Annotated in this window: 7 protein-coding genes; 4 read left to right on the forward strand and 3 right to left on the reverse strand. The window is 64.1% G+C overall.

Annotation, left to right across the window (positions count from 1 at the left end):
* The first annotated feature begins 266 nt into the window (after nucleotides 1-266).
* The 3 genes from nifJ to THIMADRAFT_RS18995 all read left to right on the forward strand — a co-directional run bounded on the left by nifJ (nucleotide 267) and on the right by THIMADRAFT_RS18995 (nucleotide 6,176).
* Nucleotides 267-3,875: a pyruvate:ferredoxin (flavodoxin) oxidoreductase gene (gene nifJ / locus THIMADRAFT_RS18985; RefSeq protein WP_007194717.1), complete on the forward strand. Its 3,609-nt coding sequence runs from the start codon at nucleotides 267-269 to the stop codon at nucleotides 3,873-3,875.
* Between the two features lie 330 nt (nucleotides 3,876-4,205).
* Complete coding sequence (locus tag THIMADRAFT_RS18990; protein WP_007194718.1) at nucleotides 4,206-5,222, forward strand: dihydroorotate dehydrogenase-like protein; 1,017 nt, start codon at nucleotides 4,206-4,208, stop codon at nucleotides 5,220-5,222.
* 186 nt (nucleotides 5,223-5,408) lie between these two features.
* Entirely contained in the window at nucleotides 5,409-6,176 is a 768-nt protein-coding gene (locus tag THIMADRAFT_RS18995) for a Uma2 family endonuclease (RefSeq protein ID WP_007194719.1), read from the forward strand.
* 208 nt (nucleotides 6,177-6,384) lie between these two features.
* Here THIMADRAFT_RS18995 and THIMADRAFT_RS19000 read toward each other — a convergent pair whose 3' ends face one another.
* Together THIMADRAFT_RS19000 and THIMADRAFT_RS19005 are read right to left on the reverse strand one after the other, a co-directional pair.
* Complete coding sequence (locus THIMADRAFT_RS19000) at nucleotides 6,385-9,024, reverse strand: DNA phosphorothioation-associated putative methyltransferase (protein WP_007194720.1); 2,640 nt, start codon at nucleotides 9,022-9,024, stop codon at nucleotides 6,385-6,387.
* 7 nt (nucleotides 9,025-9,031) lie between these two features.
* A complete protein-coding gene (locus THIMADRAFT_RS19005) occupies nucleotides 9,032-9,631 on the reverse strand; it encodes a Uma2 family endonuclease (protein ID WP_007194721.1) in 600 nt (199 codons plus the stop codon).
* Nucleotides 9,632-9,892: 261 nt separating this feature from the next.
* Between THIMADRAFT_RS19005 and THIMADRAFT_RS24960 the strand changes: the two genes are divergently transcribed.
* Nucleotides 9,893-11,692, forward strand: coding sequence for a sensor domain-containing diguanylate cyclase (locus THIMADRAFT_RS24960; protein ID WP_007194722.1), 1,800 nt, complete (start codon nucleotides 9,893-9,895; stop codon nucleotides 11,690-11,692).
* 73 nt (nucleotides 11,693-11,765) lie between these two features.
* Here THIMADRAFT_RS24960 and THIMADRAFT_RS19015 read toward each other — a convergent pair whose 3' ends face one another.
* Nucleotides 11,766-16,253, reverse strand: a complete 4,488-nt coding sequence (locus tag THIMADRAFT_RS19015; RefSeq protein ID WP_139052912.1) for a hypothetical protein — start codon at nucleotides 16,251-16,253, stop codon at nucleotides 11,766-11,768.
* Nucleotides 16,254-16,313: the final 60 nt, after the last annotated feature.

The raw sequence follows: 16,313 nt of genomic DNA on the forward strand, positions 1-16,313 counted from the left end.
GCACTCGGATGGACGGCGGTGCTCACGCGGATCCCGAGATCGGCACCATAAGGGTGCGCAAAATGCCGACCTGATCCGGATCATGCCGAGGTCGATTCGCTTGAAAGCACTCGAAAACAACGGTCAATCCGGCAGCGTTTCGGGCTATAGTTGACGCCGTTACTCGGCTCCCGCCTCGCTTCGGGCTGCGCCAGCCGCCGAGTCGGAGTAAGGCGCAGCTCGGCCGCGTTGCCGGCCTCCTCTACCCACCAATCCGGGAAAGCTCGATGTCGCAAAAGCTCATGGTAACCCTCGACGGCAACGAGGCCGTGGCCTACGTTGCCCACCTGACCAACGAGGTCATCGCCATCTATCCCATTACCCCGTCCTCCAATATGGGCGAATGGGCGGACGAGTGGTCGTCGCTCGGCATTCCTAATCTTTGGGGCACGATCCCCGATGTCGTTGAGATGCAAAGCGAGGCCGGTGCGGCCGGTGCGATCCACGGGGCACTGCAGGGCGGCTCGCTGGCGACGACCTTCACGGCCTCGCAGGGTCTGCTGCTGATGATCCCGAACATGTACAAGATTGCCGGCGAGCTCAGCCCGACGGTCTTTCATGTCTCGGCGCGCTCGCTGGCGGCTCAGGGCCTGTCGATCTTCGGCGACCATTCCGACGTCATGGCCTGTCGCGCCACCGGCTATGCGATGTTCTGCTCGGCCTCCGTCCAAGAAGCCATGGATTTCGCGCTGATCGCCCAGGCCGCGACCCTGGAAAGCCGCGTCCCCTTCCTGCACTTCTTCGATGGGTTCAGAACCTCGCACGAGGTCACCAAGATCGAGCAGGTCTCGCACGAGACCATCCGCGCCTTGATCGACGAGAAGCTGGTCACGGCCTGCCGTGCGCGCGCACTCAACCCGGACCACCCCGTGATCCGCGGCACCTCGCAGAACCCGGACGTCTATTTCCAGGGACGCGAAACGGTCAACCCTTACTACGCCGAGGTTCCCGGCATCGTGCAGCGCACCATGGACCGCTTCGCCGCACTCACGGGCCGTCAATACGGGCTCTTCGAGTATGTGGGCGCGCCCGATGCGGAGCGCGTTATCCTGCTGATGGGCTCCGGAATCGGGGCCGCGCAGGAGGCGGTCGAGCATCTCGTAGACGACGGGGAAAAGGTCGGTCTGATCAAGATCCGGCTCTACCGCCCCTTCGATGCAGGCGCCCTCCTCTCGGCCATCCCGGTCACCGCAACGCGACTCGCCGTGTTGGATCGCTGCAAGGAGCCGGGAGCCGACGGCGAGCCGCTGTATAAAGACGTCGTGACCGCGTTGGCCCAAGCCTTCGCCGATGGCCGTGTCGCCAACATGCCGCGCGTCGTCGGCGGCCGCTACGGACTCTCGTCCAAAGAGTTCACCCCGGCCATGGTCAAGGGCGTCTTCGACGAGCTGTCCGCGCCAAAGCCCAAGAACCCCTTCACGGTCGGCATCATCGACGACGTCGGCCACACCAGCCTGGCCTGGGATCCGGACTTCAAGCCGGCGGCGATGGCGGGCGTCACCGCCTGCGTCTTCTTCGGCCTGGGCTCGGACGGCACCGTCTCGGCCAACAAGAACTCGATCAAGATCATCAGCGAAGAGACGCCCAACTTCGGCCAAGGCTACTTCGAGTACGACTCCAAGAAGGCCGGTGCCGTCACCATCAGCCACCTGCGCTTCGGCCCCAAACCGATCAACAGCACCTACCTGATCGGGGAGAACGAAGCGAGCTTCGTCGCCTGTCATCAGCCGACCTTCCTCACCCGTTACGACATGCTCGATCACGCGCGTCCGGGTGCCGTGTTCCTCCTGAACTCGCACACCCCGCCCGATCGGATCTGGGACGAGCTGCCCCGCAAGATGCAGCAGGCGATCATCGACAAGGGTCTCGACTTCTACGTGATCGACGCCTACGGGATCGCAGGCGCCACCGGCATGGGCCGGCGCATCAACACCATCATGCAGACCTGCTTCTTCGCCATCTCGGGCATCCTGCCCAAGGACGAGGCGATCGCGCACATCAAGCATGCGGTCAAGAAGACCTACGGTAAGAAGGGTCAGAGTCTTTTGGATCGCAACTACAAGGCGATCGATGCCGCACTCGCCGGGCTGCATCAGGTCAGCGTCCCGACGCAGGTGACCAGTGCCTTCGAGCGCCCGCCCGTGGTGCCGGTCTCGGCACCCGATTTCGTGCGCAACGTGACCGCGACCCTGATCGCCGGAAAAGGGAACAGTCTCCCGGTCAGCCTGATGCCGGCCGACGGCACCTGGCCGACCGGCACCACGCGCTACGAGAAACGGAACATCGCGCTCGAGCTGCCGAAATGGGAAGAGGACCTCTGCACCCATTGCGGCAAATGCCCGCTGGTCTGCCCCCATGCCGCGATCCGCGCCAAGGTCTACCCGGCCGCGCTCACGGACACCGCACCGGCGAGCTTTCAGCACGTGCAGATCAAGGGCAAGGACTTCCCTGCCGATCATCACATCACCTACCAGGTCGCCCCGGACGACTGCACCGGCTGCGGTCTCTGCGTGGATGTCTGCCCGATCCGCGACCGCAAGGATCCCAACCGCAAGGCACTGAACATGGTCCCGGCCGAGCAGACGCATGCCGCCGAGCAGGCCAATTGGGACTTCTTCCTGACCCTACCGGAATACGATCGCACCAAGCTCGACAACACCAAGATCAAGCACGCCATGATGCTCGAGCCGCTCTTCGAGTTTTCCGGCGCCTGCGTGGGCTGCGGCGAGACCCCCTACGTCAAGCTCGCCACCCAGCTGTTCGGCGACCGCATGCTGATCGGCAACGCCACCGGCTGCTCCTCGATCTACGGCGGCAACCTCCCCACGACGCCCTACACCACCAACCCCCAGGGTCGCGGGCCTGCTTGGACCAACTCGCTGTTCGAAGACAACGCCGAGTTCGGTCTGGGTCTGCGGCTCGCCGTGGATAAGCAGGCCGCCCATGCTCGCGAGATCATCAAGCGGCTCGCACCCAAGATCGGCGAGGATCGCGCCGAAGGCCTGCTCACGGCCGACCAATCCGACGAGGCCGGCATCTTCGAGCAGCGCGAGCGCGTGATTGCCTTGAAGGAAAAGCTGAAGGTCATCAAGGATCTGGACGCACGCACCCTGGAAGGCATCTGCGACCAGGTCGTCAAACGCAGCGTCTGGATCATCGGCGGCGACGGCTGGGCCTACGACATCGGCTACGGCGGCGTGGATCATGTCCTCGCCAGCGGGCGCAATGTGAACCTCTTGATCCTGGATACCGAGGTCTATTCAAACACCGGCGGCCAGACCTCCAAGGCGACCCCGATGGGCGCGGTCGCCAAGTTCTCCGCCGCCGGCAAACCGACCTTCAAGAAGGATCTCGCCATGATGGCGATGGCCTACGAGAACGTCTACGTGGCCCAGGTCGCCTTCGGCGCCAAGGACGTCCAAACGGTACGTGCCTTCATCGAGGCCGAATCATTCGACGGTCCGTCGGTCATCATCTGCTACTCGCCGTGCATCGCGCACGGCGTGGATCTGTCCAAAAACCTGCGTCAGCAGGACATGGCGGTCAACTCGGGGCATTGGGGCCTGTTCAGGTTCGACCCGCGTCGGCTCGCCACGGGCGAGAATCCGTTGCACATCGACAGCAAGCCGCCGAGCGTCCCCTATCGCGACTTCGTGTCGTCCGAGACCCGCTTCAGCGTCCTCACCCGCACCCATCCGGAGGCCGCCGAGCGCTATCTACAGCTCGCCCAAAAGCACGTCCAGACGCGCTTTACGCTCTACGAGCAGCTGGCGCACTTAGCCGTGCAAAAGGCACCTGCGCCGTCCGCAAAAGAGCCGACACCGAAAGCGTCTTAAATCGCGCCCGGTGAGATATGCGTCGTGTATTGGATTGGATTAGCCACGCCGGTTCCGACAACTGTCGGAGCCGGCGCGGTTTAAGGAATGAAGAGAGATTTGTTTTAAACCGCGTCTCCACAAAGGTCGGACAGATCCTTAAGCCAGACACAACATGACAATGACGCATTTCACTCTGGACGCGGTTTAGATGTTCACCGGGAGCCGCGTATCGCGCGAGCGGGGCATCATGCCCCCGCCGCAACCGAGGCGGAACGCCCCGGCCCTTGTCGCGACCAGTCCCCTCGATCACCGACGGGTGACCCCTTATTCTTTGCCGGAGCAATCGCTATGGATCTCACCACCAACTATCTCGGGCTGACGATCAAGAATCCGCTGGTTCCTTCCGCCTCGCCGCTGTCCAAGAGTGTGGCCATCGCGCGCGAGCTCGAAGACCACGGTGCGGCGGCCATCATCATGTGGTCACTCTTCGAGGAGGCCGTCACCGCCGAATCCGAGAGCATGGTGCGCTTTCTGCACCACCAGGACATCGGCTTCGGCGAGGCCGAGAGCGGCTTTCTGCCCGCCCATCATGACTTCGAAGGCGCACTCGAGCGCTATCTGGAGAACATCCGCAAGCTCAAGGACGCACTGGACATCCCGGTCATCGCCAGCCTCAACGGCGTCACGCCCGGCGGCTGGATCAAGCACGCAACCGAGCTGCAACAAGCCGGGGCCGACGCCCTCGAGCTCAACGTCTACTATGTCGCCGGCGATGTGACCCAAACCGGACTCCAGGTCGAAGAGCGTTACCTCGACCTCCTGCGCGCGCTGCGCGGGCACATCCAGATCCCGATCAACATGAAGCTCTCCCCGAGCTTCAGCTCCATCGGCAACTTCGTCGGCCAGGTCGCGGCGGCAGGCGCCAACGGAGTGGCTCTCTTCAATCGTTTCTACCAGCCCGACATCAACATCGACAGCCTGCGTCTTCAATCGAGCCTGCACCCCTCGACCTCCGCCGAGGCCCTGCTCGCCATGCGCTGGATCGCGATCCTCTACGGGCGCTTCGACGGCCTCTCGCTCGGCGCGACCGGCGGCGTACACACCTCCGCGGACGCTATCAAGCTCCTGCTCGCAGGCGCCGACGTGGTGCACCTGTGCAGCGCGCTCCTCGGCAAAGGACCGGCTTACACCGCGCAGATCCTCGCGGGGATCCAAGACTGGATGGAGGAGCAGGGATTCGAGTCCGTGGACGACTTCCGCGGTCGCGTCAGCGCCATCTCGGTCCCCAACCCGGCCGAGCTCGAGCGCGCCAACTACGTCAACATCCTGGACAGCTACAGCTTCTCGCCGGGTGTGATGGTTTAGCCAAGCCGGCTTCACGCGAGACTCGTGACACCCGCTCCGCGGTGTCACGCATGTCCCATGGCGCTCTGCGCCACGTACGACGATGGCCGGAGTCAGCAGCAAATCCAGACAAGGAACAAGGGTCGGCTGCGATTGGTCTATCATTGAGCCCGAATATCAAGAGATTCATCTTGCCCGGAGACGCCGATGCCGCACCGACCACGCACCGATCGACAGGGTCCGTTTCACGTCGACCAACTCCGCGAGGGCGATCGCTACGAGCTCGCCAGCGGCCACCCCATCTATTGCGCCCCATCCGGACGCGAGCATGCCGCAACGAATCTGATCGGCGCAGCAGCGCTGGAGACCGACCCGGATGTCGAGTGGGCGGGTGTCGATGCCGGTTTTACCCCGGATTCTGGGACGTTGCGCGCACCCGATGTAGCGATCGGCCCCGCCGGCTCGGAACGGGGCTGGATAGCAGGTGCGCCGCCCTTGGCGGTCGAGTATGCCGGGCGCGGACAGGACGAGCAGGAGTTGCAGGACAAGATCGCGGAGCTGCTGCAGAGCGGCACCCAACAGGTCTGGGTCGTGCGTCTGATCGGTCCGCGGCGGGTCGAGATCTATCGGCCCGGCGAGACGATGCGCCTGGTCGGTCCCGGCGAGATCCTGAGTGCACCGGGTCTGCTGCGTAACCCGGTCCCGATCGAGGCGCTCTACGACCGCGATGCCGCCCACCGCGCGACGCTGCGTAATCTCCTGCAACGCGAGGGTTATGAAAGTCTGGACGCCGTGCGCCAAGCGGGAGTCACGCAAGGCATCGCCGAGTCGATCCTCGCCCTGCTCGCCGAGCGTGGGCTTGTCGTCGACTCACCGTCACGCGAACGCATCCTCGGCGAGCAGGATCCCGGGCAGTTGAGACGTTGGCTCGTCGCCGCGACGCAGGTCCAGGAAACGCATAGGCTGTTCGATTAGCCAACATTCGGGAGCCAGTGTGGACCCCTGCTTCCCCGGGGATCGTCGACTTGCAGTCGACTTCTTCCCGGCACCGGTATCGGCATCGGTATCGTCTACCGCTGGCCTGACGGCCGCGGGGTCGACTGCAAGTCGACGATCCCGGGAAACCGCCTGAAGGCGCCGCCCTACCCGATTGGGTTTCACACCCCTGAACCCCGAACCCGAATCACCCATCCGCATCGAGAAACCGCTCGACCGGTACGCACTTGGGCACGAGCCGACCGCTCGGACCCGGCAACATGAGTACCACCTGACGGCTCTGCTCCGGCCCATAACTCACATGAATCGGCATGTCGCTGCCGTAGAAGTACAGCCGATCGAACGGCGTCTCGGCGACGACCCAGCGTGCGACCTCCAACATATCCTCGTCCTCGACCAGAAAATCCACCGCGGCACCCAGTCGCGAACAGATGGGATGACCCAGCCGATTGCGCTCGTGCGCGGCGTGCTGGTCGCGCTTCGGATCGATCCGCCCCGGAATCGCCTTCGCCAGCGGCGCGGAGCAGAAACCATAGGTCAGGCGGATCATCCCGAAGTAGTCGATCACCGGATCCAGGACCTGCGTGGCCAGATCGCATAGCGCCGTATAGGTCTCGGGTTGCTCGGGACGGTTGGCCAGCCCAGTGGCGGCCTGCGTCTCGCCGCATTCGATCAATTGACGGTAGGTGAGAGCACGCCCGCACGGCGCGTCCGCCTCGGGGATCGTCCGCGAGCGCACCAGTGCGTTGTCCGCGATCGTCCAACGCTGTCGCTCCAGCAACGCATCAAAAGCACCCGGCGCCGGCCCATAGCCCGACGCCGGCAAGAGGCCGAGCGCATCGAGCGCCTCGTCGAACGCAAGCTGCTCCGGATACCCGTCGCATTCCTCGTTGATGTAGCGTGATTTGCGATAGAGATACGGCGGCTCGAAGTCGTCGCCGTAGGCGAAATAATCGATATCCTGCTCCCGCAGCTTGATCTTCACCCGCTCGACCATCCGAGGCAGCACCCGCCCATCGAAATCGTCGTACCGCATCAGGCTCAGCTTGCCCGAGCCGATGTGGATCTTCACCAAATCCGCCTCGCGGATATCGCCGTAGAGCATCGACGCGGCGCCCACATAAACCCGCAAGAGCGCCGGGAGCTGCTCGACCAATCGGCTATGCAGTTGCAGCGAGGCGCCCGAATCGAGCCAGCCCAGCCCATGCTCAGCGGCCGATCGGCAGGCGTCGGCGATCGCTTCGGTGTCGGCGATCCGAAAGAGCTGCGTGCGACCGGCCTCCAACGCGGCCGGATAGTCTCCGAAGAACGCCTTGATGTCGCGCTGCAACCCCGCGTCGAGATGCTTGTAGGCACGCCGTCGACTGAACTGCTGAAGCGCGAAATAGACCTCCAGGTCTGAGATGCGCGCCTGCTCGGCCTCCGCCAGCGCGGCCTCCGCGCCATCCGGTCCCTTCTGCATGGCGAGGAAGCGCAGCGCTTTGCCGAGACTGCCGAAACCCTCGATCAGGGGCAGCAGATCATCGACCTCGCTCTTATCCGGCGTGCGTCCCAGACGCAGCCAGATCTCCCAAAGGCGCTCCAACGGCTCGCGGTACGCAGCATAGCGTTCAGCTGCCCGATCGCGCCGAGCCGGCCGCTCACGCGGGGGCGGCGCCGGGCGCGTGCTCGGCATCCGGAGCCGATTGCTCCTGCGGCTATAGCGCTCCACCAGAAAGCGCTGCTCCGCGTCCTTGTCGCGGAACACATAGAGCACGCCCGGCGCGACCGGGATCGGCTCCTCGTCCAGCACCTGCTCCAGATACGTCTTGATCTCGGACTGGGTGTAATAGCGCTGAAAAGTGCCGCGCTGCGTCATCACACCGTCGCGAAACCGCTCCCCGCGCGGGTCGTTTTGGTTGGTCAGCATGACCGACACCACCAACAGCCGCTCGGCGAGCGACCAGGCCCGGGTCAAGGCCACCAGCCGCTCGTCGAAGTCTTCGATGACGTTGATCACGAAACCGAGATTGACGATATCGGCCGCGGCGATCGGCTCGTCCGGCGCGAAATAGGGATCCCATCCGGAGGCGGTCAGCCCGTTCTCGCGCAAGCCGCGCACGTCGTCGCCGCGTCCGCAGCCGTAGTCGAACAGCCGATAGCGGCCATCCAAGAAGCCATGCCGCGCGAGTGTCTGCACCGGCGCCGAGAAACCGTAGCGGACCATCGCGGTGCGGTGTCGCGCCGCCCCCCAATCGAGCGCACCGCCGAGTCCCGCGACGTCGCGAGATAAGACGCTGCCCTCCCCCGTCCCGGTCGCCGCCTGGTCGGCGTCGGCGGCTTCGCCTGCAACACCGTCGAGATTGCCGATCGGGACCAGCGCGTGCCCTTCGATCCGGTACCCGGCATCCGCGACCAGCGCCTCCCACTGACGCCGATAGCCGATGCGTTTGGGATCATCGAACAGCCCGATCGATTCGGCTTGCTCGGTCAGGGCGACATACTCTGCACGACCTGGATAATCGCCCGGCAGCAAAAGCTCCTTGCGATGCAGGATGGGCGGATTCAGCGAGTCTTCGTAAGTGCGATAGCCCGTCTCCCCTGTTGTGCGATCCACACGCCAGCTCTCCTTGAGCGCCGGGAAGGGGGTCTCGAAAAAATCCGGATAATTCAGAAAGGCCACCTCGGAGCCGTCCTCGGCAACGCGCACGACATTGAATGCGGGCTCGACCGACGCCCGAAGCATCTCCAAGGCCGCGTCCACGCCGCTCGTCAACGCGGGCTCGGCGCTGTCGAGCAGCGTTCGATGCAGGTAACGCCGCCCCGCGACCGCCTTTCCGGAACCCATCGGTTCGTCAGTCCCCCGTGCTCATCAACGGATCCGTCTCGGGAGCCGGCCAGTGGATCTCCAGACCATCGACCACGCCGACAGAGGTCTGTCCTTCCAAAGCCTGCACGTCCGGCTTCCCGTAAGCGCCGTCCGCACCGAGCCGATAAATGGTCAGCACGCGATCCGTCGGGTGCAGCAGCCAGTATTCGCGCACGCCTTGACGCTCGTAGAGTGCCCGCTTACGGACCTGATCATGGACCGCGCTCGACGGCGAGAGGATCTCGACGATCCAATCCGGAGCCCCGCGGCACCCCTTCACGTCGAGCTTGTGCGGATCGCAGATCACGGCGAGATCCGGCTGCACCACCGTGTCGACCCGAGCGTCGGACTCGTCGTGCTTCGGCAGACGCACGTCGAAGGGGGCGACATAGACCCGACAGCCGCTGCCCGCGAGCTTGGGGTGAATCTGCGCGGCCAGTTCGACGACAAACTCCTGATGCATTCGCGTCGGCGCTGGCGCCATCGCGAATGCTTCACCGTCGATCAGCTCCCAGCGTTCGTCCTCGGGCCAAAGACAATAATCACCGTAGGTGAAAGAACCGGTTTTGAGTGCGGCTCGAGGCATGACAGTTTCTCCGTTTAAACAGCATCGGCACCGGACGACCTTGATCATAACGCCGACCGGCAGGCTGGACGAGCGAGAGCGACTTGGAACACAATCGCATCGCAGCCACCGGCTCAGGATTGATCACAACGCGAACGCGACCGATCGCGCGTGTCGACCCCGGCGCTCGAGCCGTCTCTCGGCGACTCCCCACCACACCGGAACAGACGACAGAGTCTGATATTTTGACGACTCGCGAGGGGTTTTCGGAGAACAACGACGTTGCTGGATCCGAAGGGCACATCGGCCAAAACCCTACCCGGCTCGGCCGTACAGACGCTCGGCACCCTGATCAAGGTGGTGATCGTCGCCATCCTCGTCAGCCTGACACTCACCGTGCTGATACTTCTTCACGCGGGGCGTATCCAGGACGAGACCGCTGCGGAGGCATCCTTGCGGCAACTCGACGGGCTGCTCCTCATGACCAGTCGTCATCTCGCCAACCACGTCAAAGATTATGCCGCGTGGGATGAAGCCATCGAGCGCGTGCTCGTTGCGCGCGACACGGGTTGGTGGGACGACAACCCCGGTCAGTATGCGCTCTCGACATTCAATCTCTCCCTTACCCTCGCAGCGGACGGCAGTAACCGGGTCTATTTCATCTCGCTGCCCGATGGAACACGACGCGAGCCATCCGACCTCACCCTGGCCCCCTCCACGACGGCATTGTTGGACAAGGAGCGGCGCAGTCCCGCCTACACGGCTCTGCAACCCGCGACGACGGGACTGATCGAGCTGAACGGAACGGTGTATTTGGCGGCCACGAGCCGATTCCTCGACCAGGATGATTTCGCACCGCCAGCCGAGGCCACCGGCGCCGTCATGCTCTTTGCGCTCGCACTTGATGAGAAGGTTCTTCCAGTGCTCGGCGACATCATGGGGGTACGACTTGTTCGCGATGCGGCAGCCGAATCCGGCAAGGCTCGCATGCCGCTCACGCTCGTCGACGGGACACCTGCTGGAGTCCTGACGTGGACCCCGTCGGCGCCGGGCCGATCCATGATCGCAAGCGTCCTGCCCATTGCACTGCTGGCCTTCTCGAGCGTCGCCGGCCTGACCCTGGTCTTCGCCTTTCGCGCACGCAGCCTCGCCCGGCGCTTGTCCGCGGACGAAACCGAGCGACGCGAGCTGTCGCAGCGCTACGAATCCATCCTCGAGACCGCCGGCGACGGCATTTTCGGCATCGATCGCGACGGGCGGATCCTGTTCGTCAATCCCGCGGCGGCGACCATGCTCGGCCACACCCGCGCAGACATTCAAGGACAAGACGCCACCCGCTTATTCCCGTTCCGAGCCGACGCTGGACCCGCCGAACGGGCCGACGACGCAGTCCTGCTGCGCGCACTGAGAAGCGGCCGCTCCGAGGTCTCGGATAGCGAGTGTTTTCTCCGCCGCGACGGCAGTAGATTCCCCGTCGAATATGCCGTCACGCCCATGCTGCTCGACGGCACCCCGACCGGCGCGGTCGTCGTCTTCCGCGACATCACCAAACGGCGGCAGACCGAAGAGGAGATGCTCTATCGGGCCAACTTCGACGCCGTCACCGGCCTGCCCAACCGCAACCTCCTTCTCGAACGCCTGAATCAGGAGCTGAAACGTGCCCGCCGCGAGTCCACGCGTGTCGGGATCCTCTTCATCGACCTGGACGACTTCAAACAGGTGAACGACTCGCTCGGACACGACGCGGGCGATCTCCTGCTGCGCCAAGTGGCCGAGCGTCTACGGCAGTCCATACGCGACACCGACACCGTCGCGCGTTTCGCCGGGGACGAGCTCGTCGTCGTTGCAGCACAGATCGCGGACTGCGCGTTCTTGGAAACGGTCGCCGAGAAGCTGCTCCAGGTCCTGCGCGAACCCTTCGAGATCGCAGATCAACCCGTGCGCATCGGCGGCAGCATCGGAATCGCCATGTTCCCCGACCACGGCGACGATGCAAAGGCGCTGCTCAACCGGGCCGATCTTGCCATGTACCAGGCCAAGGCTGCCGGGCGTGGAACCTATCGGTTAGCATCGACCGACTGAGCCGAGCTCGACGAGGTGATCCAGAGGCGTCAGCCCGTGCTCATGCTCCGATCGGTCACTGGAGCCTGCCGGCTCAACAATGCGCCACTTTCCCGGTAAGCCACCTGAGCAATTCCTGCCGGCGCTCCATCCCCAAGCGCTCGATCCGGGCCATGATCTCGTCCATGCTCATCTGATCGTAGTGACCGTTAAGTGCGTCGGCGAGCGGTGCGAGTGCGGCATGCTCTTCCGGCGACAGGGCCTCGGGCGGGTTCTGCAGATCCTTCAAGAATGCCTCTGTCCGATGTTTGTCGAGCGTCCCGATCTCCTCGATTCCGGGAAGACCGCGGCGCCAGGTCTCGATGCGCGCCCGCCGCGCCTCACCCTCGAGTGCTGCGATCCGCTGCGCCAGCATCTCCAGGAGTTGCTCGACCAACTCACGGTCTTCGCTTGACAGGTAGCCGGGCGCCGCATTGAGCTCGGGCTCGATCCGAGCGCAGCCATCACGGGAGAGTGTCGGGATCGTGTTCGTGAGTGCGCGACGCGGGCCCATCCATTCGTCGGAGCGCCGACGCGCGGCATCGATGCGTTCGGCGCCGAGCGCCTGATACACCGAGGCCAAATCCCAGGCGGGATCGATCTCACGCGCGGCAAGCTCCTCCGCCAGGGCCGCCGACTGGTGCTCGATCTGCTGAGCGAGGATCTCGGCCAGCCGCTCCGGGGACATATCGCCGGATTCCCAGGCCCCGAGATCGGCCGCGATCCGCTGGAGCTGAAACGCCAGCTCGCTCACTTCGGATTCATCGCGCGTGCCGATGAAGATCTCGCGCAGTCGATTTACCCGCGCGAGCGCCTCCTGCAGCGCGCTTTGGGTCTTCGGGACGGCCGCAAAGAGGGCACCGAGTAGAGACCGCTGGCGATCGAGCGCCTCCCGCAGCCGCTGCTGACGGTCCTGGATTGCCTTCACGCGCGCGCGAATCTCATCCTCGCTCAAGGCCGATCGCGCGCCGTCAAGCGCATCGATCAAGGCGTCGCCCTTCGCGATCCCGTCGTGCAACTCACGCACGGGCGTCGACTCCGTGGGCGCGGGCTGTCGCGGATAATCATCACTCTCGTCCAAGGTCAGCTTGAAGTGCTGGCGTTTCTCGACCTGCATGATCGAGCGCTGGGCCTGCTCTTCGAGCGCGACCGCCTCGGAGGTGAAGCCAAGCCGGGTCAGACTCTTGGTCGCCTTCTCGATTCGACCTCGGAAAGACACCACATCGGCGGCGTTGTGACAGCCCTGGCGCGGAATCCAGTCAGCAAGACGCTCGGCCACCAGCTCGCGCACGATCGCCAACTGTTTCTCGCAGTCCACCCCGAAAGACTCGGGCCAACAGGCGGCCCCCTCGACCTCTTCGCGTCGTCGCAACAGCAACAGGGCATGGCGCAACAGCTCGTCTACATTGTTCTGACGCTCGGCGCGCTCGATATTCTTCTCCCACTCGTCGAGCTCGACGCGGAAGTGGTGCAGCTTCGTCTGTGCATTCGTGGATTTGTCGCGCAGATACCGATAGGTGCCTTCCAACACCTCGGGCATCGGGTCGACGCGCTGCATCTGCTCGGCCTCGTGCGCAAGCGCGACCAGCGCCCGGTAGCTCGGCTCGGACTCCCAGCGGTTCAGCAAGGTGCGCCAGCGGCCTTCGCCGTCCTCGGAGAGAAAGCGCAGAGATGTCTTGCGAAGAACCGCAGGATCGAAGGCGTGCTTCCCACGCTGAGTCGGGAAGGCATCGCTGAGCCAGTCGGCCGACGCGATCATCTGTCCACCCTGCTCGAGGCGGCGCGGCGGATGAGCGCCGCCGATCAGCAGCCCCAGCATCAGGCCCGCCGAGGCGGTATTCAGACCGTATGGCGGGGCAATCAAGGCTTGATAGGAGGCCCCGAGGGTTCGCGTGGGATCAATCAGATGCGCCGACTGCAGCTCGTCGAAGACCGCCTTAACCGCTGGGTTCACGGGATCCGTAAGCTTCCCCGTCGGCGCAAGCGCTCGCCAACTCCGGGCCAGCACCTCTCCGACCCGATTCTGCATCCTCTTCTGCTGCGCCTGCACCCAAGTTCCGTCGACCTGACGCGCGATCAGGCTGCGCGTGAGTTGAGCAGCATCCGCAGGACCACCTCCGGCGCTTGTTGCAAAGCCGTCGAATGGAAAGGGAATCGTGCGCGTATAGATCTGCGCGAAGATCCGCTCGCCCACCGCCTTCAGCCGACCGTCCGGAACGTCTTCGAATCCCGCGACCCAGTAGCTTCGCTCCTTGATCGCCTCCTGCACCGACGCCTTCAGGGCAGCACGACCCCGCTGGGTTTCCTCCGGCAAGAACCGGCGAAAACGCTCGCGCTCCTCGCCCGAGACCTGCTCGTCGAAGAGATAGAGGCGCTTGAGCGCGTCTGCGATGACCTGCTTCGGATCCGCGATCCCGACAACCCAGATCGGTGCGGCGGACTGTTTGATCCGCATCAACTCGGCTTGAAATGTGTTCGAAACCGTTTCGTCCACCGCAGCCGGATCATCATCCGCGTGGATGTAGAGATAGACCACCCGTCCGCGCGCATCCTTCGGCGAGGCGGCCGCTTGCCAGTCATGGAAGGCCGTCTTGACGATATTCGGTAGGGTGAGCAGGTTGGCGATCTGGGCCTCGAAGAACCATTCGGAGGTGGAGATGCCCTGATTCAGCCCGAAATCGGTCGGGATGTCGCCGATCTCGGCGTCCTTCGCGGCACGCCCGACGAACAGCTCGCGCACCGCCTCGGTGCCGATGGCGGCCGTGCGGTGACGCACCCATTGCTGAAACTGGCCACGCGTCGAGGCATCGGCGATTAGCTCGTATTGCCCGAGATCGCCGTTCCACTCCAATGCACCCAGCTCGTCGCCCAGCCGGCCCACAGCCGTCAGAAGGGTTTCGGCATCCAACGCCGTGGCCTCGGACAAAAGCGCATCGGCCTGCTCGCGCGTTTGTTTGCCGACGCGGGTCTTCTCCAGAATCGCGACACCGGCCAGCGTCAATTCGTCCGCAGCACCCAGATGGCTCTGGAACTTCTCCAGCAGCAGCTGCAGGGTCTCGGCGACGGTCGAGCCAGTCTCGTGCTCGGCAGCGATCATCTCCGGGAGCATGCTGCGCAGCACCAGCTCACCGGCGCTGACCTGACGCAGACGTCCGCCGACGAGCGCGTCCTCCTCGCCGATACGGTCGATCACATCCTTGATGAAGGTCAGTGCCGAACGCTGTTGCACGATGTCGCGCTGACGCGTGAGGAACCAGGTCGCCAGCGGATGCAGCGGCCAACAGCCTTTCGCGATGACCTGCTCGAAGCGTGCAGGGTCGTTCCACACCGGATACTGGTCGAATCCGGGCAAGGCGCGGGACATCCGCAGCCAGCTCGTGTGCTGCGCCGCATCCGCACCCGCCCGACGCCAGACATCCGTCAGAGCGCCCTCGTCCTTACCGATCATGTGCGCGAAGATGGTTTCGAGATTAGTTGAGAGATAGAGCTTCTCGGCCGTGTCGAATCGTGTGATGTAGCGTTGCAGTTGACGCAGATCCGCACTGCCGAAACGCTTCAGATACGCTTTCAACTCGTATTGGATCAGCCCGACGAAACGCACCCGATTACTGTTGTCCTGGACGCCTTGAAAGATCTGCTGCAGGGCCGCGTCGCCCGCGAGCTGCGGCTTTTCGGCTGCATATTCGAGATAGCGTCCGAATTCGTCGAAGAGGATCAGAACGCTCGAAAATGCCCCGTCCGCGCCGCAATAGACCTCGCAGAGCGTATTGATCAGCTCTTGGGCCGATTCCTGCCCGATGACCGGAATAGCGGCGCCGTTCGCGTCCGTATAGAGGGCGTCGACCTGCGTGTAGATGGCCTCGTCGTTGTTCCGCAGCCGCGTCAGGATCTCCTCGCGCTTCAGGCCGGGGCAATGACGCGCGAAGGCTTCGGCACGGATGTCGAAATTACGCTCGACGAATTGCTCGGCTGTTTGAAAACGCGGCGACAGATCGCGGATTGCGCCAGGATCCACACCGTAGCGAACCAACTGGGCAAAGACCGCCTGAATCAGCGCGTTGCCCAGATGGAACCCGGCCATACCATCGAGACAGAGTACTAGAACCGGCTTGCGCAGCTGCGCGATCCGCTCCGTGACCCGCCGCCCGATCTCTGCGTCGGCTTGTGTCAGGTTCGCGACGATTTTCCCAGGGGTTGCGCCCTGCGGCTCGCCGAGCAAACAGGCGATCGCTGTCGAGAGGTGGGATTTTCCGGTGCCGTAGCCGGCGACGGCCAGGGCATAGGGATTGTGCTCTTCGCCGCGCAGCCCCCCTATGATCGAATCCAAGAGATCCGCAACGACGCTTGCCGTGTCTTTTAGCCGGTAGCCGCGCTCGATGCCGTCCAGCTCGGCCTCGGCCGCACCGTGATAGCGAGGGCCGTGAAACACAAAGGCGTTCGCGGCCTGCTGGGCTTGCGGCCAGCGATCCTGCACCCACCGCAACTGTACCGCACCTTCGAAGAACCGCTCATCATTGAATCGAACCAGACTTCCGATCTTCACCGTCTTCTCCCTTATGAAATCCATATCAGAGCGATAGACTACCGCTCGACTAAACCGCGT

The sequence above is a fragment of the Thiocapsa marina 5811 genome, assembly GCF_000223985.1.
Classification (GTDB): Bacteria; Pseudomonadota; Gammaproteobacteria; order Chromatiales; family Chromatiaceae; genus Thiocapsa; species Thiocapsa marina.